This is a genomic window from Kitasatospora sp. NPDC056731, from assembly GCF_040687675.1.
GTDB lineage: Bacteria > Actinomycetota > Actinomycetes > Streptomycetales > Streptomycetaceae > Kitasatospora.
This window is the reverse complement of the sequence record NZ_JBFBNR010000002.1, coordinates 411,435-433,830: the sequence shown is the minus strand read 5'-3', so window position 1 is coordinate 433,830 and position 22,396 is coordinate 411,435. Positions and strand designations below refer to the sequence as shown.

Below are 22,396 nucleotides of genomic sequence, written 5' to 3'. Positions count from 1 at the left end.
TCGGCGCGCAGGTAGCGGGAGCTGACGCCCTTGAGACTGTTGACCAGCTTTGAGACGGAGACCTTCGGCGGGTAGTGCACCAGCAGGTGGACGTGATCGCCCTCGCCGTTGAACTCGCGTAGCTCCGCGCCGAAGCTCTCGCACACGTCGCGCATGATTGCTTTGCACCGCGTCAGCATCTCGTCGGTGAAGATGTCCCGCCGGTACTTGGTGACGAATACCAAGTGCGCGTGCAGGTTGTGGACAACGTGGTTTCCCCGCCGCATATCGGGGTCTGGTTCCCAGCGTGGTGACATGGGCCAAGGGTAGGATGACTGACCGTCAGCATCGAAAGGGGGTGGGTCGGATGATCCGTGCGTACAAGTTCCTCATACGGCCCACCGTGGGCCAGGCGCAAGCGCTCGGGGAGATGCTGCGCGATCACTGCTCGCTCTACAACGGAGCGCTTCAGGAGCGCCGCGACGCGTACCGGCACGTCTCCAGGACCTCGATCAAGTACGGGCAGCAGTCCGCACAGCTCAAGGACATACGGGCGTTCGACCCGGAGCGCCAGGGACGCTGGTCGTTCTCCAGCCAGCAGGCCACGCTTCGCCGTCTGGACAAGGCGTTCGCCGCGTTCTTCCGACGCGTGAAGGCCGGCCGGACGCCGGGATACCCCCGGTTCCGTGGAGTGAACCGGTTCGACACGGTGGAGTTTCCCAAGGACGGGGATGGCTGTCGCTGGGACTCCACCCCGCACGACCCCGTGACCCGCGTCCGTCTGCAAGGCGTCGGACACGTCAAGGTCAACCAGCACCGCCCGGTGGCCGGCAGGGTCAGGACCGTCTCGGTCAAGCGTGAGGGCAACCGCTGGTACGTGATCCTGACCGCCGAGCAGGGCGACTGCGAGCCGCTGCCCCCGACCGGCAGCGTGGTGGGCATCGACCTCGGGATAGCCAACTTCCTCGCCGACTCCGGCGGCGGGTTCGTTCCCAACCCGCGTCACGCCCGTGCCGCCGCCGCGAAGCTCGAAGCCGCACAGCAGGCCCTGTCCCAGTGCAAGCGACGCGGCAACCGGCGGGAAAAGACCATCCGGAAGATCGAGGACCTGCACCGCAAGGTGCGCCGCCAACGGCTCGACCACGCCCACAAGGCCGCCCTCGGGCTGGTCCGTGAGCACGACTTCATCGCGCACGAGGACCTGAAGATCCGCAACATGCTCGCGGCCCCCGCGCCGAAGCCCGACCCCGACCAACCGGGCGTCTTCCTGCCCAACGGTGCCGCGGCCAAGGCCGGACTCAACCGCTCGATCTCGGATGCCGGCTGGGGGGTGTTCCTGACGATCCTGCACGCCAAGGCTGAAAGCGCCGGACGGGAAGTCATCGCCGTGGACCCCCGCAACACCTCCCGCGAGTGCCCTGAATGCGGGCACACCGCGAAGGAGAACCGGCCCACTCAGGAGAAGTTCCACTGCGTCGCCTGCGGCCACCGCGCGCACGCCGACACGGTAGGAGCCATCAACGTTCTACGGGCCGGGCTGGCCCGTCGCGACGCCCGCCAGGGTTAACGAGAAGCCCCGGCGTTTACGCCGAGGAGGAGTCACGGGGAGAACCTAGCTCAGACTGGGCCGCGTCGGGGTCGACGACGTCAGCGGCAGATCTCCGAACACCCGGAGAACACACCGACGTGGTGGAACCGGGGAGCGTGTTGTCCGAGCCCTTCACCTTCGTTGTCGATCAGGCCGGGCCGAGGCCCTGCGTCGCGGTGAGCACGTGGCGCGTCCGCCGGTGGAGACATGGTCCTGGGCGCCGGTGAGGCCGGTTTCCGCGAGGGGTCCGGGCGGTGGGCGGTCGACGAGGTCGGCAACCAGTCGACCGACTACTGCCCGGACGTCAGCTCGTGGCCGGCCGTCGCCGGCGCCCTGGACCAGCCCGGGGTCGTTCGCCCGTCCGGCTTCACGCACGAGGTGCTGTTCCGCCGCTGCCCGTCCTGCCGGCAGCTCAACATCGTGCGCGAGGAGGACTTCGTCCGTGTCTTCTGCGACGAGGCCCTGCCGCAGGGGTGGAACGCCGACCGGCCCGGACCCTAGACGAAGCGGCGCGTGAACGCGGGGCGGGAAGGGGGCGCGGTGCGGGACGGGGGCGCGAGGGCCGGGGGTGGCGAGGTGTCGTCAGTCGTCTTCCTGGTCGGGCGCGGGCTCGGTGAGTCCCTTGCGGCAGTGGCCGTGGCCGGGGTGCTTGTGGCAGTAGGAGTCCTTCTTCTCTCCCACGGTGATGGTGGCCTTGGCGGGTTCGCTGACGATCGGGTTCCCGTGTGGGTCGGTGGCCGCCGCGAACGCCACGTTGGTGATGTCGCAGCCCTTCTCGCCGCCGCCGCGGTTGTGGGCCGTCTTGCAGGCTTCGATGTCGGCCAGGGTGATCGTGTAGGTGCCGTGGCAGGTGGTGCTGGCCCCGGGTGTCAGCGTGGTCGCGGCGCAGCTGACGTCGGCGATGCGGTCGTCGTCGACCAGCACGCCGTGCAGGTCGGTGCTGCCGGTGTTGGTGACCGTGTAGGAGTACTCCACCGTGTCTCCGACGGCGAAGGGGCCGCGCGAGAGGACCCGCTTCTTCAGGGTGAGGTGCGGCGCCCCGATCGGCAGCGTCAGCTGGGTTTGCGGGGACGTGACCGGCTGGCCGTTCGCCGTACCGGTGGCGGTGGCGGTGTTGGTGACGGAGCCGGCCGTGGCGTCGTTCTCGGTGATCGTGTACGTGCCGTGGCAGGTGGTGCGGTCGCCCGGGCTTTCCGCCGGGGCGAGCGTGGTCGAGGGGCAGGTGATGTCGGTGACGTGGTCGTCGGTCACGTGGAGGCCGGTCAGCTCGGTGCCCCCGGTGTTCTGGACGGTGTAGCGGAAGGTGACCGTCTGCCCGACCGTGTAGGGGCCGGGCGTCTGCGCCTGCTTCTCGATGGCGAGGCCGGGCGGCCGTTCGATCGGCACGCTCTGCGAGGACGGCGGCGAGGAGACCGGTTGGCCGCCCGAGGTGCCGGTCGCGGTGGCCGTGTTGTCGATGGAACCGTGGGTCACGTCGGCGGTGGTGACGGTGTAGGTGGCGGTGCAGGTGACCGTATGGCCGCTTGCGAGCGTCGTCGTGGGGCACGAGACCGGGCCGACCTTCGGGTCGTTGACGGCGAGGCCGGTGATGTCCGTGGCACCGGAGTTGGTGACCACGAAGTCGTACGGCACCCGTGTCCCGGCCACCAGGTCACCGGGTAGCGGCTGCCGGACCTGCTTGACGAGGTTCAACTGCGGCAGCGGCTGGTTGCTGCTCACCACCACGTTGCGGATGAGGTGCACGTCGGTGAACAGGCCGGTGGAGGCCGCGAACCCGAACTTGTAGGTGGCGGGCACCGGTTGCGGGGCGGGCGTGCTGAGCACCTGGTGGGAGCCGGTGCCGTCGTTGAAGTCGACCGATACGGTGAGCACCGGGGCGGGCGTCGGGGTGAGCTCGACATGGACCCGGCGGCGCGAGGGTTCGAGCGCGGTCTCGGCCTGGGCGGGGGTGGCCCCCGGGGGCAGCGCGGTGAGCGGCCCTTGCAGGGTGCCCGGGAGCGTCGACGGCCAGGGTGCGGTGGTGCTGAAGTTGCTGGTGGTGGCGGTCAGGAAGCAGTAGCCCTCGATCCCGTCGCCCGGGCCGCGCACTGTGACCATGTTGGCCCCGGGACCGGGGACGCGGAACGCCGTCCCGGCGGGCGAGCGGGTGGGACAGCCGTTGCCGCGGTGCTCCCAGTCGCCGAAGTAGTTCCCGAGGACATCGAGCCCCACGCCCAGGTAGCCGCGGTCGACACCGGGCAGGAAGGTGGCGGTGGGGTCGTCGTCGGGAAGCTTCTGCGCGTACCCGAGGCTGCCGCCGAAGGCGCCGGGGTGGGCCAGCGCGCCGTCGCCGTTCACCAGGAAGAACGAGATGCCGTCAGCGGGGTTGGCCGGGGTCGTGCTCCCGTACTGCCACTGGTCGAAGGTGACATCGAGGCCCTGGTTGGCGGGCAGCGCGTTGTTGTAGAGGACCGCGCCGGCCTGGTCGTTGGACGCGTCCGTCAGCCGCAGATAGCCGTGCGGCGCGCCGTCGGGGGGCGGCACCGGGCCCACGCCGCCCGGGCAGCCGCCCAGCGGATGGTCCCCGGGGCCGGGCGCGGCGGCAGCCGGCGCGCCGGTGAGACAGGCCGACCCGACGCCGGTGAACTCCGGGGCGGTGGCCTGGGTGAACGTCTCGCTGACCAGGGGTGAGCCGCCGGCCCGTGGCTGCGCCTGGGTGCCGGTGTCCAGGCACAGGGGCATTGCGGCGCCGACCATCAGGGCCAGGGCCCCTGCGGCGAGCCGGGCCGTCCGGACGCGCCGCGGGCGCTGCCCGGGAGGCGCTGAGTGCTGTTCATGTGTCATGTACCCACATATAGCAGTCACTCTGAGTATTCATAGTGAAGACAGGCTGTTATGAAATTGCCCTTCGGTGACTCCGCTGATTGCCGCGGGGGCGCTCGCGCGGGCGACAGGGCCCGATCCGGCCGCGCGGGGACTTGAAGCATCAGCGGTGCATTCCTCACTGCCATGAGGAGACCCGGGCCAGGACGGAGACATCCCAGGCTTCGAGAGTGTCCTCGAACTGGTGGTCTCGGCGGGCGCTTTGGTGGTGTGCACGATCCGGTCGCAGACTCGGCATACGGCGGAACCGCTCTGCTGCCACCAGCGGCAGGTGGAGCGGACGGCGCACGGGGGAAGCGGAGCGTCCGGGTCGTCCGCGCCCACCTCGTACGCGGCATGGGCCACCGCGTCGCCGAGCGAGCAGCGGGACCCTTCCCACTGGCCGCAGGCCGCTTCGACGCAGGGCCCGGCGAAGCGGAACCGTGCCTCGGGCGGGCGCAGACCGGGGGCGGAGGCCCGGGCCGTGAACTCGGCGTCCACCGTCAGCGGCGGGCGCAGTGCGGCGACGGTGCCGTCCTGCCGGACGATGCCGAGCAGTAGGTGGCCCGGGGCGCACAGGCTGCTCGGGCAGGTCGCCCCGGCTCGGGCCGGGCCGGCCTCGGTCTCGGTCACTACTACTCCTGCTCCATCTGCAACCCGATCGGCCCCGGCCGCTTCAGCAGCGCGTCCACCGCGTCGCCGGCAGAACCGGCCCCGCCGAGCGGCACCTCGCGCAGCGGCGGCGCGAGGTCGAGCTCGGCGACCTGGTCGAGGACGAGCCTTCGCACCGTGTCCCCGATCCGCTGCAGCACGTCCCCCTCCAGGTCGCCCTGGACGGTGACGCTGAATCCTCTTCTGGTCATGGACCTTCCTTTCCTCGGGGCAGTCGGCCGGGCCGACCGGGCCACTGACGGCACCGGTCACCGAAGACGCTGCCACGGGGACCCCGGGGCGGGCGAACGCTGCTGGCCGGTTGGAGTGAGGCGGCGCGCAGCGGGCCCGCCACCTGGTCGTTTCGGGTGTACGTCGGCGCGCAGCCCCTCAAAGGTCTGTGCACGATTGACCGGGGTCCGGAAGCCGCGCGACGTCGACCGAGGTGCTCCACCGGCCTGGACCCCTCCACCAGCGCACCGACGGGAGCACAACATGACCGGGACCCCCGAGCCCTTCGACGACACCGCGGGGCTGCCGCCCCTGCCCGGCTGCGCCGAGGACGCGGCCGGCGCACTGAAGCAGATGTTCGTGGACCTGACCCAGGGCGTGCGGATGGCCCGCGGCCAGGACCCCGTCAAGCGGCCGGTGTTCCTCAAGCCGCACGGCGTGGCCCGTGGCACGCTCACCGTCGCCGACGACCTGCCGTCGGACCTGCGCGTCGGGTTCCTGGAGAGCGCCCGCACCCAGGCCGGCGGCCTGCCCGCCTGGGTGCGGTTCTCCAGCGACACCGTGCCCGGCGCTCCCGACCTGAAGACCACCCTCGGCGTCGGCATCAAGCTGTTCGGCGTGCCCGGCCCGAAGCTGCTGGAGGGTTACGCCGAGGCCGGCACCCAGGACCTGCTGCTGCAGAACTTCGACGTCTTCTTCGTCGACACCGCCCAGGACATGTGCGAGTTCACCAAGGCCGGTGTCATCGACGGAAGTTACGACAAGTACCTGGAAGCCCATCCGGTCACCGCCGGGATCCTCGACGCGATGGCCACGTTCGAGCAGAGCGTGCTGACCGCCACCTACTGGGGCGTCCTGCCCTACGCCTTCGGACCGGACCGCTTCGTCAAGTACAAGCTGGTGCCCGCCGGTTGCGAGCCGGCCGACCCGGCGGCGACACCGCCCGACGAGGACCCCACCTACCTCGGCGCCGACCTGGTCCACCGACTCAAGGCCGGTCCGGCGGCCTTCGACCTGATGCTCCAGTTCCGCACCGACGACGAGAAGATGCCGCTGGACCAGGCGACGGTGCGGTGGGAGGAGTCCGAGAGCGCCCCGGTGAAGGTGGCCCGGCTGACCTTCCAGCAGCAGGACGTCACGGCCCGCGGCCAGGCCGCGTACGGCGAGAACCTCTCCCTCAACCCGTGGCACGCTCTCGCCGAGCACACCCCGGTCGGCAGCATCGCCGAGGTGCGCAGGACGGTGTACCTGGCCTCGGCCGAACAGCGCCGCGACGTGAACGGCGTCCCGACGGCCGAGCCCGGCCCCGCCCGCCCGCAGATCACCCCGCCGGCGGCCCGCGACACCCGGATCGTCCGGGCCGCCGTGCACCCGGCCATCGGCGTGGCCCGGGTCGGCGACAGCACCATGGACGACTTCGTCCTCGGCCCCGAGGTCGACGATCCGGCCCCACTGCCGGTCGGGAGCTACAAGGACGTCACCGGCGCCCTGAAGCGCCAGGGCGTCCGGTTCCGGGTGTACGGCTACAACGCCGCCGGCGAGCCGGTCGCCGAACTGACCGCCGACAACGCCGACCTGCGCTGGACCGTACACGTCGCCAACGCGAAGGCGGCCTGGTACCAGTTCCAGATCGCCCTCGACATCCCGGAGGCGAACCAGGCCGACGACAGCAACCTGCGCAACCCCAAGATCCAGGCCGACCAGCGCACGGACCTCCTGGTCATCGACCCCGGCCCCCGTTCGGTGCGCGGCCGCAACCGCTCCGACAAACCCGAGTACCGCTTCGACACCGGCACCTTCATGGGCAAACCGGTCTACCTCGGGGAACTGCGCACCGACGACGGCGGCCGGCTGGTCTTCCTCGGCGGCCACGGCGTCTCGGCCTCCTCCACCGGCACCCCCGCCGACACCTTCGCCAACAACGACGGCTGGTACGACGACACCTCCGACGGCCCGGTCACCGCCGAGGTGAGCATCGACGGACGGCCGATCCCGGTCGAGCCGGCCTGGGTGGTGACCGCGCCCCCCAACTACGCGCCCGAACTCGCCTCGGTGCGCACGATGTACGACCTGGTGCGCGACTCCTTCTTCAGCGCCGGGCAGCTCCCCGAGCCGCAGCAGGTCTCGTTCACCCGCGACGTGCTGCCCGTGCTGCGCCGGCTGTCCGGCCTGCAGTGGGTCAACAAGGGCCTGTCCACCCAGTTCGGCTTCGGCGGGCGCGAGTACCTCCTCGACCCCGCCCGGGTCGCCGCGCTGGCCGACCCCTCGCCCGTCCAGCGGGAGCTGCGCCGGCAGATCTGGCTCTCCGTCCGCGACTACAACCGCGACGGCATGTCGCCGGTGCCCTGGCCTGCGGTCTACGGCGACGCGATGAACCTGCCGCCCCAGTCCGTGCGCCAGCACATGACGCTCTCCGCGCTGCAGTACCGCCTCCTGCAGCGGTGGGCCCGCGGGGACTTCGCCGACGACTACGACCCGACGGCCGCGCCGCCCGCCGCCCTCGACGACGTCCCGTTCGCCGAACAGCCCGGGACCCTCGACCGGGCGGCCCTGTCGTTCTGCCTCGCCGACGCCTTCCACCCCGGCTGCGAGCTGACCTGGCCGATGCGCCACATCACCCTGTACAGCAGCCCGTTCCGGGTGCGGCACCGCGACCCGCTGGCGCCCGCCCCGCCCGACTACGGCCAGACGCTGACCCCGGAGCTCGCGCTCTCCCTCGACGGCCCGCTGCACGCCCAGGGCCCGGGCGGCCTGACCCGGTGGATGGCGGTGCCGTGGCAGACCGACACGGCGAGCTGCCGGTCGGGCTACGAGTACAGCGTCTCGCTCGGCTTCGGCCCGTACGACCCGTACCTGCCGACCTTCTGGCCGGCCCGGGTGCCCAACCACGTGCTCGCCGAGGAGGACTACGAGGTGGTGATGGACACCACCCGCCCGATCGCCGACCGCCTGGCCGCGTTCCAGAACCGGCGGACCTGGCTCCGCTGGCTGCCCCGCGACTACATGGCCGCCATCAACGCGATGGTGCAGGACTTCGGCAAGCTCGGGGTGGTCGAGCGCCGGGTCGGCCCCACCGACGACCCCCGGCTGCCGGCGGAGGTCCTGGTGGAGTCCGAGGTGAGCTTCCCGGCCGAGCCCGCCCCGCCGGCCGGGCGCAACCTGATGACCGTGCACGTGGACCGCGGCGCCGACCCGGCCCTGGGCGCGGCCGCGCTGGCCACCGCGGCCACCATGGCGGACGCCCCCGACGAGGAGGTCTCGGTCGGGTTCATCGACAAGGTCAAGCGCCTGCGGCCCAACCGGTGACCCCTCACCCGCCGGTTCGCGTACGCCCGTCCGGTCCGGTCGACGCCGTGGTCGCGGGCGGCGGACCGGCGGGCGCCGTGGCGGCGCTCGTCCTCGCCCGGGCCGGCCACCGCGTCACGCTCCTGGACGGCGGAGGCGGCCGGCCCCGGCCGGGCGCCGCGTCCCCGGCCATGTCCCCGGTCGCGTCCCCGGCCATGTCCGCCACCACGTCTCCGGTCGCGTCCGCCGCCGTGTTCTCCGCCCAACCCGTGTTCAAGATCGGGGAGTTCCTGCCGCCCGCCGCCCGACCGCTGCTGGACGACCTCGGGCTGCTGGAGGCCTTCCTGGCCTCCGGTCACCCCGTCTCCACCGGCACGTACGCCGCCTGGGGATCGGCCGCGCTGCACGGCCGCAGCCACCTGTTCGACCCGTACGGCCACGGCTGGCACCTCGACCGGCTCCGCTTCGACGCCTTCCTGCGGGACGCGGCCGTCGCGGCCGGTGCCGAACTGCGGCAGGCCACCGTACTGGACCGGCTCGACGACCGGCTGACCGTCCGCGAGCCGGCCACCGGCGCCGTGACGGAGCTGTCCGCCCGCTGGACGGTGGACGCGACCGGCCGACGCTGTGTCATCGGCCGCCGCAACGGCCGCCGCTGGCGGCAGGACCGGCTCGTCGCCGCGTACGTCGTGTTCCCCGACCGCCGTCCGTCGCGCCCTTCGCGTCCTTCGCGCCCGGGCCAACCGTCGGACCCGGTCCAACCGTCGGACCCGGGGCAACCGTCGGACCCGGCGGACGCCGAGGCCCGCACCCTGGTAGAGGCGGCGGCGCACGGCTGGTGGTACACCACCCGGATCCCGGCCGGGCGCCTGGTCGCCCATCTGACCGACGCCGACCTCGCCACCCCGTCCCTGCGCACCCCACAGGGCTTCTGGCACGCGCTCAGTCGCACCGTCCACGTCCGGCGCCGCCTGACCGGGCACGGTCCGGCCGCGACACCCGTGCCGCGCTGGGCGCCGGCTCACGGCCTGCGGCTCACCCCGGCGGCCGGGCCCGGCTGGGTGGCGGCCGGGGACGCCGCCCTCGCCTTCGACCCACTCTCCTCGCAGGGCATCCTCACCGCGCTGCACACCGGTGCCCGCGCCGGACGGGCCGTGGCCGACTGCCTCGCCGACGGGGGACGGACGACGGCAGCGCTCGCCGACTACACGGCGTTCCTGGACGGGATCGCGGCGGCCTACCGAAGAAATCACGGGTACGCCTATACCCAGGAGCAACGTTGGCCCGTGAGCCCCTTCTGGCGCCGCCGCCGTACAGGCGAACGGCCCCTGAGCGGCATAGCCTGAAAGGGCCGGAACGCTCGTCCAAGGAGTCAGCCATGACGACTCAGACACTCGCCATGTTGGACGCCACGGAGGTCACCCAGGCCATTCAGGACCTCCAGCACAGCGTCACCCTGATCGCCGGCAAGGTCACCGTGATCCGCGCCTATGTGAGCGGCGCGAGCGGCCCCGCCACCGGCGTGAACGGCACCGTGACCCTGCTCCGATCACCCACCGACACCCCGATCACCGTTTCCTCGACCAATACCGTCTCCCTCGATCCGACCGCGCCCAAGGACGTACCCACCCGTCGAGCCGACGCCGGCCTGAGCCTCAACTTCGTCGTGCCGAGCGCACTGACGGCCGAAGGGGCACTCAGCGTGAGCTCGATCTCCCTGACCGACACCATGACGGGCGCCGATGTCCCGTTCAACACGCCACCCGGCGCCACCGCCGTCTGGTTCACGCAGTCCCCGCCGCTCCGGGTCCGAGTCCTGGGGCTGCGCTACACCATGGGCAACCCGCCAGTGACCTACACCCCGCGGGACATCGACTACACCTTCCTGATCAGCTGGCTCAAGCGCGCCTACCCGGTGGCCGATGTCATCGAAGCGCCGCACACCATCATCGACGTCACCGCCACCCCGCCGTTCCAGTGCACCGACACCAACGCCCAGCTCGCCGCCATCCGCGCGCTCGACATCAGCGCCGGCGGCGACCGGCGCACCCACTACCTCGGCCAGGCGGCCGACGGCGGGTTCTTCATGCGCGGATGCGCCTCCGGGGTGCCCGCCACACCCGACCCCACCACCGTCGCCTCGGCGCCCTGCGGTGCCGCGACGTGGGGCTGGGACTTCGACGGCACGTACGCCGACTGGTACGGCGGGCACGAACTCGGCCACACCTACGGCCGCAAGCACCCCGGATTCTGCGGAGAATCGAAGGACGACCTGCAGAACTACCCGTTCCAGAACGGACAGCTGGCCAACGACGCGAACAGCTACGCCGGATTCGACGTGGGCGACCCCCAGCTGAATCTGCCGATGGCCGCCCGGCCGGGCGTGCCGTGGCACGACGTCATGACCTACTGCAACTCCCAGTGGCCCTGCAGCTACACCTACGAGGGCATCCGCCAACGCCTGCTGGCCGAGGACTCCCTCGCAGCCGGCGCCCCGGCGCCGACCCCGGTGGCTCCGCTGCGCGAGGCCGCCCACGAACTGAGAGTCACCACACGAACCGGCGGCCGCCCCGACGACCGGTTCCCGCAACTCTCGGTGACCACCGCGGCGGCCCCGATGCCGGCGGCCGACGAAGCGGCACGAGGAGCGGGGCCCGACACCGGGCAGCTCGTCAGCGTGATCGGGACCGTCAACCTCACCCAGCGCGCCGGTGACATCCGCTTCGTCAATCCGGTGTCGGCCGCGGCCCGACAACCGGCCCAGCCGGCCCCCGCCGGACGGGCAGGGCAGCCGGACGGCGCCGGCCCGGACGGCGAGGTGCCGGTGGTGCTGCGGATCCAGCAGGCAGGCGGTGCACCGCCGCAGGACTTCCCGGTCACGGTCAAGCTGTCGTCGGACCCGGAGCCGGGGCAGGACCGCACCGGCCTGGTCGACGAGGTCCTCCCGGTGGGGGCCGATCCGGCGTCCGTCGAACTGCTCGTCGGAGGGCAGGTCGTGGACACCTTCCGCCCCGGAGCCCCGGCCCCGGCCCTGCGCGGCGCCCGCCCGACGACGGCACAGGACGGGAACGTCGGGCTGGCCCTGGACTTCGGCCCGGCCCCGCAGGACGGTCAGACCTTCGCGACCCAGGTGAGCACGGATGGCGGACGGACCTGGCAGACCGTCGGGGTCGGCCTGAAGAACCCGACGATCACGATCGACCACAGCCAGTTCCCCCCGGGGACACAGGTTCAGGTCAGGGTCATCTCGACCAACGGCTTCACGAGCACGACATCGGACATCCAGAGCTTCCAGGTGTGAAGCCGCCCTGCCGCCGCCCGGCTGGACTGCACACCCCGGCCCCGGGAGCACCCGGCCCGGGACCGGTCCCCACACCAGGTGGATGCCTGCGCTCGCCAGCACCCTTCGGGCCCGTCGGACATCCCGACGGGCCCGGACGGAGAGGGACCGTCAGGTTGAAGCCGAACTCCGCCAGGTCGAGTTGCAGCTCCTGGCCGCCGAAGAACCCGAGCGCCGCCCTGACCAGCCTCAGGCCCATCACGAAACCGGCGGCCGTCGCCTCCACCCGCGCTCCGAGCAGCACCGTGCCGCCGGCCAGGACCGCCTCCCCGTCGGGTGTGTACTCGACGAGTTCCGCGTTCCGACGGTGGCCGTCGCCGGCGAACTCGCGCAGGGCGATCACGGCCTCCGCGTCCACGCAGCACGGGCGGCTACCCTGCGGCGCGGATCAGCCGGTCGACTCCCGCCCGGCCTGCTCCTGCTCGGCCTCCACCTGGGCGTTCCACTCGCGCTTGGCCGCCCGCCAGGCCTCGTCGCTCTGACCGGACCGCCAGTAGCCCGAGACCGACATCCGCTCGCGCGGGATGCCCCGCTCCACGCGCAGCAGGCGCCGCAGTTCCTTCACGAAGCCTGCCTCGCCGTGCACGAACGCGGATGCCGTGCCGGCGGGGAATTCCAGCGCGCACACCGCCTCGACCAGCGCCTCGCCCACCGGGCGCGCGCCGCGGTGCAGCCAGCTGATCTCGGCCCCGGCGGGCGAGACGATCTTCTGCTCCTCCGCGGCGTCCGCGACCTCGACGAAGGCGTGCACCACGGCATCGGCCGGCATCCGTTCCAGCGCCGCGGCGATCGCGGGCAGCGCGCTCTCGTCGCCCACCAGCAAGTGCCAGTCGGCACTCGGGTCGGGGGCGTAACCGCCGCCGGGGCCCAGGAAGCGCACCGTCTCGCCGGGCTGTGCGCGGGCCGCCCATGGCCCGGCCAGGCCCTCGTCACCGTGCACCACGAAGTCGATGGTCAGCTCGCGCAGGGCCGGGTCCCAGGCCCGCACGGTGTACGTCCGGGTGATCGGCCGCTGCTCGGGCGGGAACTCCTCGCGGATCCGCGCCATGTCAAAGGGCTCCGGGTAGCTCACACCCTCGGGCGTGAAGAGCACCTTGACGTAGTGGTCGGTGAACTCGGTGGCGTCGAAGTCCTCCAACCCCGCACCGCCGAGGACCAGGCGCACCATGTGCGGTGTGATCCGCTCGGTGCGCAGCACCTGTGCTTCACGGGCCTGCGGTGTCCGGCGGGTCGGCTGGTCTGCCATGGTGCCCCCCTGGGCTGTGTGGTCGCGCTTCTTGGTTAGGCTTGCCTAAGTTAGCACTCTTGAGGCGGTGCTCGGCTCAGGGGCGGCAGCCGATCCCCATTCCGTCCACGACCGGGAACGTCACGCCTTGGCAGCCCTGCCTCGGGTCGCGGACGCAGCAAGGGCGTGCGGATGCCGCCTCGGCCGGCGCGGCGCAGCCAGGCCGCGCCGCGCGCCGGCCGGGAGCCGACGACCGAGGTCGCCGCTCGCAGAGGTCCACTCAGAACCGGCGCGCTGTCCGAGACAGTTCCGACAGACCGCCCGGGTGGACCTGACGCCCGATCAAGTCGCAATCGCGGTAGAACGGATGGCGGGCGGCGACGGCGAGGACGGCGGCTTCCGCACGACCAGGTGTGGTCGGGCCTCAGGCGCGCCGCACCACGAAGGTGACCTCGGCGGTGTTCCCCTTGCCGCCGATCACCTCGCAGGTGAGGCCCGCGCCGACAGTGCACTCGTTGATGTTCGACCCGGCATAGGGATTGCTCCAGTGGATCAACCCGTTCCAGGTGTCCACGCCGAAGCTGATCTGCCCCTCGGTACCCGTCAGGAACCCGCACGACTCGGTTTTCCAGCTGGGGGCCACGTTCGGCAGGATGTAGCTCGGGGGCAGGGGACTGCCGGCGGTCCAGCACCCGTGGGCCAGGGTGGCCGAGCCGAGGTAGAGCATGCTGCTGGTCTGGTTCGACAGGGTGACCTTGGTGCTGCGCACCGCGTAGCCGGCGGACGCCGCCGGGGTGGCCGACTGCGCTGTTCCGGCGTCGGGGGCGGCGGCCTGCGCCGCGGGAGCCAGGGCCAAGCCTGCGCTCAGCGCCAGGACGGCGGTCAGTACGGAGGACTGGACAACACGCTTCGAGATCATGGCAGCCAACTCTCGATCGGAGGGCGGTCAGGTACACGTCTCAACGGGATGGCGGACCTCGTTGGTTCACCAACCGCCACGACGTACGGGAATGAGGGCCTGTGTGAGGTCGTGACCAGTCTTGTGGTTCCACCCTCCTCCGAGAGCGGAACAGGGAGGACTGTGGGCTGTGACGCGTCGGCAACTCGCGGACGACCAGCGGACGATGATCGAGCCCCACCTGCCGGTCGGCAGGTTCAGCCCGCACCCCGAGCGACTGCGGGAGCGCTCGGGCCGGTGTGCCAGCACCGCAGGCCGGCAACGCCGCGACTCGCGGGAGTTCAGCAGTCGTACCGGTGGATCGTGGGCCAGCGGGGGCAAGCACGGCAGACGAAGACGTAGACACCACCCACGTCGCCCATGGCCATCCCGTGACTGCCGCCCTGCGCAGTCCCGGACAGCTCCCGGCCGGAGCCGGGCCGCCCTGCCACGCCCGGGCCCTGCCACCAGCACCCGAAGCGGTGCGTCCTTTCTGTCCATGTCGCCCAGCGCGTATCGGCGCTGCGGGGCGCCGGGATGGCCAGGACCGCATCCCGCACCACGGTCCGCTTCTCCTCGGTCCGGTTCTTCTCGGTCCGGTTCTTCTCGGTCCGGTCGGCGAGGAAGGCGTCGACGGCGGCCAGGCAACGGCCGGTCGAGTCGGTCCGAACGGTTCGCGCCGGCCGGGACCGGGGCAGGCCTCACGGGCCGTCCCGCCCGTCGCCCGGTTGCGCTGCGTCCCGAGGGGGCGGTGGCGTCGCAGGAGGGCTGGGCGAAGCGGCGGGAGAGGTGGTCGCCGGGCCGCGCGCGATGCGGGCGCGGCCGTCGTGCGGCAGGACGACGAGGTACTGCTGGTCGGTGTCCTCGACGCGGGCCAGCGTGACGGAGGTGCCGGCCGCCGCGAGCGCCTCGGCGGCCGGGCCGGCCTCCTCCGTCATCCGGTCGAGCCGCGCGTAGGACCGGGTGGGGCCGTGTGCCGGGCCGGTGCCCCAGAACGCGATCCGCGCGCCCCGGCGCAGCGCGGCGAGCAGGTCCGTCCGCAGCGGCCCGTCGTCGGCTTCCTGGAGGAGCAGGTCGTGCAGGCGCTCCTGCCCGCACGGCCGTGACGGCGCCGCCTCGGCCAGCGCCCGGCACTTCCGGCACGAGGCCAGGCCCTGCGGCTCGAAGTGGTGCAGGAAGAACGTCAGGTACTGGCCACGGATCCCGCACAGGGTCCGCCTCCCGTCCCCGGCGTGCCCGACACCGGGCACACCGCTGACCCCGACGAGGGGGAACTCGGCCGGCTCACGCGCCGCCGCGAACGACCAGGCCCCACCCGGCGCTTCGGTATCGGGAGAGTTGATCATGCCGGGCAGCATCCCACGCGGCCGGCGAACTGAGCGAGAGCCGGTCCCGAACCCGGCCTGGAGGATGCCGCCGCACACCGGGCACCAGTACCGCTGCCGGAGAGGCCACCGTTCCTCGCGGGCCTGCTCCGCCAGCAGCACGAGGGCGATGACATGTGCGGCCCACCGCCGCTGACGGCTTGCCGCGGCCCGGCGGGCTCCGTCGCCGTACTTGCGGTGCGGCGAGGCGCCCGGCGGGAGCTGTCTGCGGCACGTCGGGCTCCGGCTCTGCCTGTACCTGGCCGCGCTCCCGGGATGCGCGCGCCCGAGACCCGCACGCCCTCGAAGTGCGACCGCACGCCGTCTACCGGCCGGCGCCGGGCTGCGCCAGGATGGTCGGCCAGTCAGCGTGTACGTGGAAGGGGAGCAGCATGGGCGATCACCAGAAGCCGCCGGCGCCGCTGGAGAAGGGGAGCCCGCCGCCGGGCAACCAGGACGGGCAGGTGCCTCCCACGCCGCCGTCGGGCGGGAAGCACAAGAAGTCGTGAGCCCCGACGCCGACCTGGTGGAGCGTCGGGTGCGGATGGACGCGGCGATGGAGCAGGGCGGGGCGTGGCCCGAGGACTCGCCGTGGTTGCGGAAGGCCATGGCCGCGCTGCCGCGCGACTTCTTCGCACCGGATCGGCTGTGGCGCTGGGACGAATGCGCCTACGTGGCGATGGACCGCGCCACTGATGCGGGCGGGTGGGCGGACGAGCTGTACGGCGACGTCAACGGCGCGGCGATCACCCAGGTCACCGACGGTCTGCCGTCCTCCAGTCTGTCGGCGCCCGGCGTGGTGGCAGACATGCTGGACAGCCTCATGCTGGAGCCCGGGCACACGGTGTGGGACGTCGGCGGCGGGCAGGGCTGGACCTGTGCTCTGGCGGCCTGGCGGGCCGGACCCGGTCGGGTGGTGTCGACCGAGGTCGACGAGCGGTTGGCCGCGTTCGCCCGCGGGCGCCTGGCGGCCGCGGGGGTCGACGCCGAGGTGCTGGCCGGCGACGCCACCCACGCGGGGCCGCCCGGCGGCGCCAGGGTCGACCGGCTCCACGCCACCTACGCCGTCGAGGCCGTCCCGTGGGGCTGGGTGGAGGCGACGAAGCCGGGCGGCCGGATCGTCTACCCCTGGGGCAGGCTCGGCCACGTCGCCCTCACCGTTGCCGACGACGGGCGCAGCGCGACGGGCTGGGTGCAGGGCCTGGCGCAGTTCATGGCCGACCGGCGCGGGCCGGCTCCGACGCGCGGTGACCACGCCACGTACACGGCGGTGCGCGAGGGTGGCGGGCCCGAGGTGCGGCGGGTCGTGGAACGCGATCCGGCGCCGCTGGCCGACGACTGGCACCTGCGCTTCGCGGTGCGGGTCGCCGTCCCGGACGCCGTCGTGCTGACGGGCCGGGGCGAGGACGGTGCCAACGTCTGGTTCCACGACGGCGACCGCTCGTGGGCGGCGCTGTCCGCGGACGGTGACGGGGGCGCGGTGCTGTTCCAGGGCGGGCCGCGGCGGATCGGCGACGAGGTGATGATCGCCTGGTCCCAGTGGGAGGCGCTCGGCTCGCCGGAGCTGTACGACTACGGGATCACCGTCACCCCCGAGAAGCAGTGGGCGTGGCAGGGCAGCCCGGGCGGCCCCCGCTGGCCTGTCTCGCAGGCCGCCCCGGTCGCACAGGCCGCCCCGGCCGCCCCGGTCGCCCCGCTCGGGCGCTGACCGGGGAGGCCGGCCGAGCGTTCAGTGGTACAGGCTGATGTCCATGGACACCGCCTCGACAAGTGAACCGGCCGAAGACCTCAGCGTGTTGACGTTCGACCAGCTCACCGCGTTCGCCGAGCGTCCTGGTCGGCATCGTGGCGAGCTGGAGGGCATCCGGGAGATCAGCGCCCTGCGCGCGTACCGCTCCGAGGATGGCCTCGGACCGGCGGAGCGCAAGCGATGGGCGAAACTGTCCCTGCGGGTCAACGCGCGCCTGCACGGCGACGCCCCCTGGGAACAGGCACGCATGGCCCAGAACGACTTCATGCTCCGGGCGTGGATCATCGACCACCTCGGTCCCGATGCCCAGAACCCCGACTGGGACCCTGACGTTCTCGCCGCCGACACCCTCGCCGAGCTCGCCCTGAGTCCTGCGAAGGCCGGCGCTCTGGGCGCCCGCTGGCGGGCCCTGCCTGCCGAGCAGATCGGTGAGCTACGCCGCCTCAAGAATCTGACCGGTCACCTCGACCTGATCATCGGACACCTACGACCCGGTCGCAGTCGCGACCAGCTTCAGGAATGGCTGGCCGTCCGGCCACTTCTCCCCTGATCCGGGTGGTTGGCCGTCCGACGACGTGTCGGCTGGTGTCGGTGTCAAGGGCAATGTGCTCAGGTCCGCACAAAGGAACGTACTCATGACAGATCTTGGTTCGAGTCTTCCCCGCTCGTGATGTCGAGGGCTCCGTCGTGCAGGACGAAGTGGCGGGCGGCATTGTCATCAACTGTGACGTGGGGATGGCTGGTGCCCTGGAATGCCTCGGTCTGCAACTGGAAGCGGGCAGGGTCGGCGCCTTTCGCGACGCGCAGGCGCCAGAAGGTGCCTTCGGCGCTCTCGGGGCGGGGCGGCACGTCCAGGTGCACGAGGGCGGAGGCGTTGTGGTGTGTGCCGTAGCGCGTGTATGCCGAGGCGTACGTGGCCAATCGGAGCTCGGCCTCCGCCGGACCGGGGACCGCAGAGGGGTCCGGAGCGGGCTGCTGCGGTACGTCGGCGACCGGGTGTGTTCGGGCCTGGTCGCGGAGGCCGGCGAGGAGGGCCGGTTGGTGGGCCGTCTCTGGCAGCACCGTGGTGAACCAGTCGGCGAGGGCCGACCCGCCGCGGCGGGCCCAGGTCTCGATCAGTTGGCGGAAGGCGGCTTCGCGGCGGTGGGGCAGGCGGTGCGCGCCTGCGGCGAGGATCGCCGCGCCCGCTCCGGCGAAGGCCCGGTGGAAGTCGCGCACCGGGACCCGGTGAGCGTCCCAGGCAGAGCGGACCATGCGGATGTGCAGCATGGCGCGGTGGAGGAGGGTTGCTGCGGCCATGGCGTTGGTGCCCAAGCGCCCCTCCTGCGGGGGGTCGGGCCAGGTAGGTCGGCTGTCGCGGAGTGGTGTGGTCGCATCGGCCCGGCGTCCGGCGGCGGACAGGTGCCAGCAGCGGTCGTCTGGGTGGAGGTCTGCCGTCGCAGCGCGGAGTGTGCCGCGGGCTCCGATGCCGATCGACACCCCGTCCGCTTCCGGTCGAAGGGCTGCGCCCTGGGTGTCATGGGAATCGAAGCGGACCTCGGTGATGTCGCGTAGCCGTATGTCCAGCATGGCGGTCTCGGGAGGCGCGCCGTCGTCGACGGGATAGGAACGGGCCACCGCCAGTTCGAGACAGCCGACGAGCCGGCTGCCTGTCCGCTCGACCTGTAGGTAGCGGACCTCGGCCGACGCCAGCTCATAGTCGGCGGCGAGGATTTCTGCGATCTGCGGCGTCACCGCCATCACCGGGGCCATCACCCGTCCCAGATGGTCACGACCTGGCACGTACGGCTTCGCGGGCGCAAGCAGGTCGTCCAACGAGTGTCCGGCGGCCGAGGCTTGCTCCAGCATCCAGACCCGCCTCTCCTCACCGAGGCCGGCCATCCACTCCAACGCCGCCCGCGCACGACGCTCGCGCCCGCACCGCGTACTGGCCGTGGCTGCCCGAAACAGCGGGAAGGTGTTGTTGTCCCACACGTCCGCCGCCGCGCGGATGGTCTCCCGGTCGAAGCAGCGGGCGTCCGAGGAGGCGTCAGCGATCTGCACCAGCGAGCGATCCAGCAGCGCCCCCAGCACAGCGACCGCGGAACCCCGCCGGCCCGCCGTCACCCCGCACAGTCCACCCGTACTCGCACGGCGCCATCGAGAGGAAGTATCGCGGTTGGCCATATCCCGATCGTCGCACGGAACACACGAGGCGAAGTACATGGTATGTGCGCCGGCGACTGTGCCCGGCGGCCTGGCTGCGAGGCAGGCCACTGTGCCGGGGGCACCGGGCCACGGGATCGAGGGGTGCTCGGCCGCCGTGCAGGTGCGCTGGCGGGTCTGGAGTCACTGTGCCGATCCGACCTCGGCCAGTACGAGGGACCGGACACGGCGCCGAGCAGGCCGTCGTGCTCTCCGGCTCCGACCACCCCGGGAACCGGGCCCTGTACGCCGCCGACATCGCGCTGCACCGCCTCCGCGGGCCACCGCCCGACCTCGACGCCGCCGCCGCGGCGGCACTTGCCGCGCTCGGCCACTACGCGACATCCGGTCGCCACGACCGGACCGCTCGGCCGTAGAGGGTTCCGCTACGGGCGCTCACCGCGGTCGCGGCCTCGCCGAGGTCGCTTCCGTCTCGCACGGCTTCGGCGCTCCGGAGGAGGAACTGGTGGGCGCGCAGGAGGTGCCCGCTGTGGCCGGAGGTGTTGAGGGCGGGCCGGCAGTCCTGGCCGTCGTCGCGGCTGCCCAGGAGCCGGGCCGTAGGTACGCCAGGTACGGCACCGCCAGACACGCAGTCCGGCCAGGCCCGAGCCGTCGGACCGGGCGCCGATGACGGCCAGGAGCTCGACCGCGGTCGGCTCGGCCGGGTGCTCGTGCCGCTGCCCCGGGTGTACCGCCTCGCCGGTCTCGACGAGGCGGTGGTCGAAGCGGGCCTGGTTTTGGGCGAGCATCCGGGCGACCTGGGCGCACAGTTCGGTGGCCAGCCACTCAGGCCTCCTGATCGGAATCCTCGCATTCGGCTCACGCTCGGAGTGGATCAGCGGGCACCAGAGCACCTGGAGCACGTCAGTGCCGGCCGGGAACGCCAGCTCCGGAAGCCTCGCTGCCACCGGCCTTCGCCTTGCTGACCGGATGCCAACTGGCCGTGTCAAACGGGCTGCTGGGCGGCAAGGCCGCCGGGGCCGAGGAGACGCCGGCCGGACGGCTCGGTGCGCGCGGGCGCCGCCTCGGGGTCGGAGAAGGCTTCAGGGTCAGAGAAGGCTTCAGGGTCAGAGAAGGGCGAGCATTCCACCGGCAGCAGGCGCTCGCCGAGCGGCTGGTCGAGCACGGCGTCGGGATGGGAGAACGGCGGGTTCAACGGGTGCCGGGCCGAACGTCCGGGTTGATCACTCATGACCGACAGCCTGCCACCCCGAGCGCCGGCCGCCGACGGCACGTCAGCCGCGGCGACCCGCCAGGGAACGCCGTGCCCCGCAACCGGGACCGCGGAGGGCCAGTTCACTGGTCATGACAAAGGGCAAATGGCGGCCTTCTTGCCAGCGCCGGGGCTCGGGTGCTGCCGCCGACCAGGAGCAGCCGGGCCCGGACCTGGGGCTGCAGAATCCAGAGCTGCAGGATCCAGAGCCGGAGCGGGAACAGAATCAGCCGGCGAACGAGGCACTCGCGCTGGCTGCCGAGACGGGCCGGCGGGCCGCTCGCTGGGTGCGGGAGCTGGCGACCCGGCAGACAGAGGACGGCCATCGGACGGTCCTGGAGCGGGCCGCCGACGCCATCGAGCAGGCGAGCGGGCTCCTTCCCGTCCCTGGGAGGAACACCGGAGGTGGTCGCCGGACGGGCAACAGACCGCATCACGCCCGTGGCAGCCGAACCCAAGGCGCCAGGCGCTCTCCGACCGCCAGGTTCTCGCGCCAGTACCGGAAGACGGTTCCCTGAACGATGTCGAGCTGCCCGGCAGCGATCAGACCGAGGGCGGGTTCCGCGCCGCCCGCGTCGGCCTCGAAGGCGACCAGCACGGCAGGTGTCTCGCCGACCTGCCTGGACACCATGCGGACCTCGTCCGGCGCCGGCTCTCGGAACGTCGGATCGTGGAAGGCTGTCGGACACATGACGAAGACCGGGTTGCTGAAGACCAGTTCCAGGTTGTGGTGGTACGACAGGTCATGGCCTGCGCCCAGCCGCAGCAGGCCGGTGTCCCAGGCGACAACGTCCCAGTCCCACCAGGAACCCTCGGGAAGTCGGATCATGTTCCTGCCCCTCGAAATCGAACAAGCACGCAGGCTACATGGACTCCTACGCCCCTCGGCTTGACCGCTTCGCGCCGTGAGGTGACCTCGGCGAGAGCACGCCCCGCTTCGAACTGTTCCTCGACACGCTTCTCCGCGGCCTACCCGCGCAAGAACCAGGCGCCGCACGAGGATAGACCTCGGCACCTCAAGGCGATGGCGGTGAGAGGCCGAGCAAGAGCCCGGTTCCGGCGAGGAACGAGCATGTGTCCCGCGGGCCGCTCGTGGAAATACTGAACTCGGTCCTCTTCCGTACCAGCGCGTGCCGCCGGGGGGTGTCTGGGGTGGTCGGGTCGGCAGTGGCGAGCCTCCGACGTTGACAGTCTCCTCGTTCGCCTCCCGCCGTCGAGAGGTGCATGACAGAATGTCAATGCCGGTTCGGACTAGGGGAGTTAGGGGCCATGGTGGATGATCAGCTACTCGTCAAGGTCGAAGGCGGCAACTCGGCCGACGGAGTGCGGTCGCTACGACAGTGGCTCGTAGAGGAAGATCAACTGCGTGGCCGAGTGCAGCTGGCCGAGGCGCCGCCGGCGCCGGGCACACTGGGAGCCGTACTGGACACGTTGACCGTGGTACTCGGCCCTGGTGGCGTGGCAACTGCGGTAGCGAGCGTGCTGATCTCCTGGATACGACGGCAGCGGGGCAACGTGTCGGTGAAGGTGATCCGGCCCGATGGGACAGTGACCGAGCTCAGCGCCACTCACGTGAGCGGCCTGGAGGCGCTCCAGGTGCGGCAGTTGGCGGCCGAGCTTTCACGTTCGCTCGACCGGGGCGTCGAGCACACCGACCCTGGCGTCGGTGACGAGCAGGCAGCGCAGTGACGTCAGGCGCTTCCGGCGGCCGTCAGCCGGGCACAGCGCTCTCCTCGCCGGGATCACGGGTGTTGCTGGTCGGAACCGGGCAGCATGCGCAGGGTTCGCGGCTGCCGAACGTGCCCGCG

At 72.1% G+C, this 22,396-nt stretch carries 18 protein-coding genes and 1 pseudogene; 9 read left to right on the top strand and 10 right to left on the bottom strand.

All coding sequences use genetic code 11. The annotated features are described in order from the left end of the window. Positions 1–296, bottom strand: a 296-nt coding sequence (gene tnpA, locus AB0R04_RS04115) for an IS200/IS605 family transposase (protein WP_363367997.1), incomplete at its 3' end; no start/stop codon positions are given. A 50-nt stretch (positions 297–346) separates the two neighbouring features. On the opposite strand from tnpA, the gene AB0R04_RS04110 reads away from it, so the two are divergent. Then, the gene (locus AB0R04_RS04110) at positions 347–1,546 is read left to right on the top strand and encodes a transposase (RefSeq protein WP_363368021.1); all 1,200 of its coding nucleotides are present in this window, start codon (positions 347–349) and stop codon (positions 1,544–1,546) included. A 228-nt stretch (positions 1,547–1,774) separates the two neighbouring features. Continuing rightward, entirely contained in the window at positions 1,775–2,068 is a 294-nt protein-coding gene (locus AB0R04_RS04105; RefSeq protein ID WP_363367995.1) for a hypothetical protein, read from the top strand. Positions 2,069–2,149: 81 nt separating this feature from the next. Here the strand turns inward: AB0R04_RS04105 and AB0R04_RS04100 are convergent, their stop codons facing one another. Both AB0R04_RS04100 and AB0R04_RS04095 read right to left on the bottom strand, forming a co-directional pair. Continuing rightward, positions 2,150–4,390 (bottom strand): hypothetical protein, encoded by a 2,241-nt coding sequence (locus tag AB0R04_RS04100; RefSeq protein WP_363367993.1) that lies wholly within the window; start codon positions 4,388–4,390, stop codon positions 2,150–2,152. Positions 4,391–5,043: 653 nt separating this feature from the next. Next, positions 5,044–5,271, bottom strand: coding sequence for a hypothetical protein (locus tag AB0R04_RS04095; protein WP_363367991.1), 228 nt, complete (start codon positions 5,269–5,271; stop codon positions 5,044–5,046). 283 nt (positions 5,272–5,554) lie between these two features. Here AB0R04_RS04095 and AB0R04_RS04090 point away from each other — a divergent pair, with 283 nt between their 5' ends. Genes AB0R04_RS04090 through AB0R04_RS04080 form a run of 3 tightly spaced genes read left to right on the top strand, consistent with a single transcriptional unit; the run spans position 5,555 to position 11,876 of the window. Next, on the top strand, positions 5,555–8,596 hold the full coding sequence (locus AB0R04_RS04090; protein WP_363367989.1) for a LodA/GoxA family CTQ-dependent oxidase: 3,042 nt from the start codon (positions 5,555–5,557) through the stop codon (positions 8,594–8,596). 47 nt (positions 8,597–8,643) lie between these two features. Further along, the gene (locus tag AB0R04_RS04085) at positions 8,644–9,921 is read left to right on the top strand and encodes a tryptophan 7-halogenase (protein ID WP_363367987.1); all 1,278 of its coding nucleotides are present in this window, start codon (positions 8,644–8,646) and stop codon (positions 9,919–9,921) included. A 32-nt stretch (positions 9,922–9,953) separates the two neighbouring features. After that, positions 9,954–11,876 (top strand): hypothetical protein, encoded by a 1,923-nt coding sequence (locus tag AB0R04_RS04080; protein ID WP_363367985.1) that lies wholly within the window; start codon positions 9,954–9,956, stop codon positions 11,874–11,876. Positions 11,877–12,303: 427 nt separating this feature from the next. On the opposite strand, the gene AB0R04_RS04075 is transcribed toward AB0R04_RS04080, so the two are convergent. The 4 genes and pseudogenes from AB0R04_RS04075 to AB0R04_RS04060 all read right to left on the bottom strand — a co-directional run bounded on the left by AB0R04_RS04075 (position 12,304) and on the right by AB0R04_RS04060 (position 15,423). Continuing rightward, on the bottom strand, positions 12,304–13,161 hold the full coding sequence (locus AB0R04_RS04075; RefSeq protein WP_363367983.1) for a siderophore-interacting protein: 858 nt from the start codon (positions 13,159–13,161) through the stop codon (positions 12,304–12,306). A gap of 403 nt (positions 13,162–13,564) precedes the next feature. Further along, complete coding sequence (locus tag AB0R04_RS04070; protein WP_363367981.1) at positions 13,565–14,059, bottom strand: hypothetical protein; 495 nt, start codon at positions 14,057–14,059, stop codon at positions 13,565–13,567. Between the two features lie 471 nt (positions 14,060–14,530). Beyond that, a pseudogene (locus tag AB0R04_RS04065) lies at positions 14,531–14,745 on the bottom strand (hypothetical protein); the annotation flags it as partial. Between the two features lie 33 nt (positions 14,746–14,778). Beyond that, entirely contained in the window at positions 14,779–15,423 is a 645-nt protein-coding gene (locus AB0R04_RS04060) for a hypothetical protein (RefSeq protein WP_363367979.1), read from the bottom strand. 523 nt (positions 15,424–15,946) lie between these two features. Between AB0R04_RS04060 and AB0R04_RS04055 the strand changes: the two genes are divergently transcribed. Further along, a complete protein-coding gene (locus AB0R04_RS04055; RefSeq protein ID WP_363367977.1) occupies positions 15,947–17,149 on the top strand; it encodes a protein-L-isoaspartate O-methyltransferase in 1,203 nt (400 codons plus the stop codon). 43 nt (positions 17,150–17,192) lie between these two features. Beyond that, complete coding sequence (locus AB0R04_RS04050; protein WP_363367975.1) at positions 17,193–17,741, top strand: hypothetical protein; 549 nt, start codon at positions 17,193–17,195, stop codon at positions 17,739–17,741. 83 nt (positions 17,742–17,824) lie between these two features. On the opposite strand, the gene AB0R04_RS04045 is transcribed toward AB0R04_RS04050, so the two are convergent. After that, the gene (locus AB0R04_RS04045; RefSeq protein ID WP_363367973.1) at positions 17,825–19,264 is read right to left on the bottom strand and encodes a hypothetical protein; all 1,440 of its coding nucleotides are present in this window, start codon (positions 19,262–19,264) and stop codon (positions 17,825–17,827) included. Positions 19,265–19,524: 260 nt separating this feature from the next. Here AB0R04_RS04045 and AB0R04_RS04040 point away from each other — a divergent pair, with 260 nt between their 5' ends. Next, positions 19,525–19,752, top strand: a complete 228-nt coding sequence (locus AB0R04_RS04040; protein ID WP_363367971.1) for a hypothetical protein — start codon at positions 19,525–19,527, stop codon at positions 19,750–19,752. Between the two features lie 569 nt (positions 19,753–20,321). Here the strand turns inward: AB0R04_RS04040 and AB0R04_RS04035 are convergent. Together AB0R04_RS04035 and AB0R04_RS04030 are read right to left on the bottom strand one after the other, a co-directional pair. Beyond that, entirely contained in the window at positions 20,322–20,567 is a 246-nt protein-coding gene (locus AB0R04_RS04035; RefSeq protein ID WP_363367969.1) for a hypothetical protein, read from the bottom strand. Between the two features lie 454 nt (positions 20,568–21,021). Further along, a complete protein-coding gene (locus AB0R04_RS04030) occupies positions 21,022–21,417 on the bottom strand; it encodes a hypothetical protein (protein ID WP_363367967.1) in 396 nt (131 codons plus the stop codon). Positions 21,418–21,857: 440 nt separating this feature from the next. On the opposite strand from AB0R04_RS04030, the gene AB0R04_RS04025 reads away from it, so the two are divergent. Continuing rightward, positions 21,858–22,277, top strand: coding sequence for a hypothetical protein (locus tag AB0R04_RS04025; protein WP_363367965.1), 420 nt, complete (start codon positions 21,858–21,860; stop codon positions 22,275–22,277). Positions 22,278–22,396: the final 119 nt, after the last annotated feature.

Coding starts and splice junctions, on each gene's coding strand:
- AB0R04_RS04075 (WP_363367983.1), bottom strand. CDS start 13,161: ATGGCAGACCAGCCGACCCGCCGGACACCGCAGGCCCGTGAAGCACAG.
- AB0R04_RS04060 (WP_363367979.1), bottom strand. CDS start 15,423: ATGATCAACTCTCCCGATACCGAAGCGCCGGGTGGGGCCTGGTCGTTC.
- AB0R04_RS04110 (WP_363368021.1), top strand. CDS start 347: ATGATCCGTGCGTACAAGTTCCTCATACGGCCCACCGTGGGCCAGGCG.
- AB0R04_RS04090 (WP_363367989.1), top strand. CDS start 5,555: ATGACCGGGACCCCCGAGCCCTTCGACGACACCGCGGGGCTGCCGCCC.
- AB0R04_RS04025 (WP_363367965.1), top strand. CDS start 21,858: ATGGTGGATGATCAGCTACTCGTCAAGGTCGAAGGCGGCAACTCGGCC.
- AB0R04_RS04050 (WP_363367975.1), top strand. CDS start 17,193: ATGGACACCGCCTCGACAAGTGAACCGGCCGAAGACCTCAGCGTGTTG.
- AB0R04_RS04105 (WP_363367995.1), top strand. CDS start 1,775: ATGGTCCTGGGCGCCGGTGAGGCCGGTTTCCGCGAGGGGTCCGGGCGG.
- AB0R04_RS04035 (WP_363367969.1), bottom strand. CDS start 20,567: ATGAGTGATCAACCCGGACGTTCGGCCCGGCACCCGTTGAACCCGCCG.
- AB0R04_RS04080 (WP_363367985.1), top strand. CDS start 9,954: ATGACGACTCAGACACTCGCCATGTTGGACGCCACGGAGGTCACCCAG.
- AB0R04_RS04070 (WP_363367981.1), bottom strand. CDS start 14,059: ATGATCTCGAAGCGTGTTGTCCAGTCCTCCGTACTGACCGCCGTCCTG.
- AB0R04_RS04100 (WP_363367993.1), bottom strand. CDS start 4,390: ATGACACATGAACAGCACTCAGCGCCTCCCGGGCAGCGCCCGCGGCGC.
- AB0R04_RS04095 (WP_363367991.1), bottom strand. CDS start 5,271: ATGACCAGAAGAGGATTCAGCGTCACCGTCCAGGGCGACCTGGAGGGG.
- AB0R04_RS04030 (WP_363367967.1), bottom strand. CDS start 21,417: ATGATCCGACTTCCCGAGGGTTCCTGGTGGGACTGGGACGTTGTCGCC.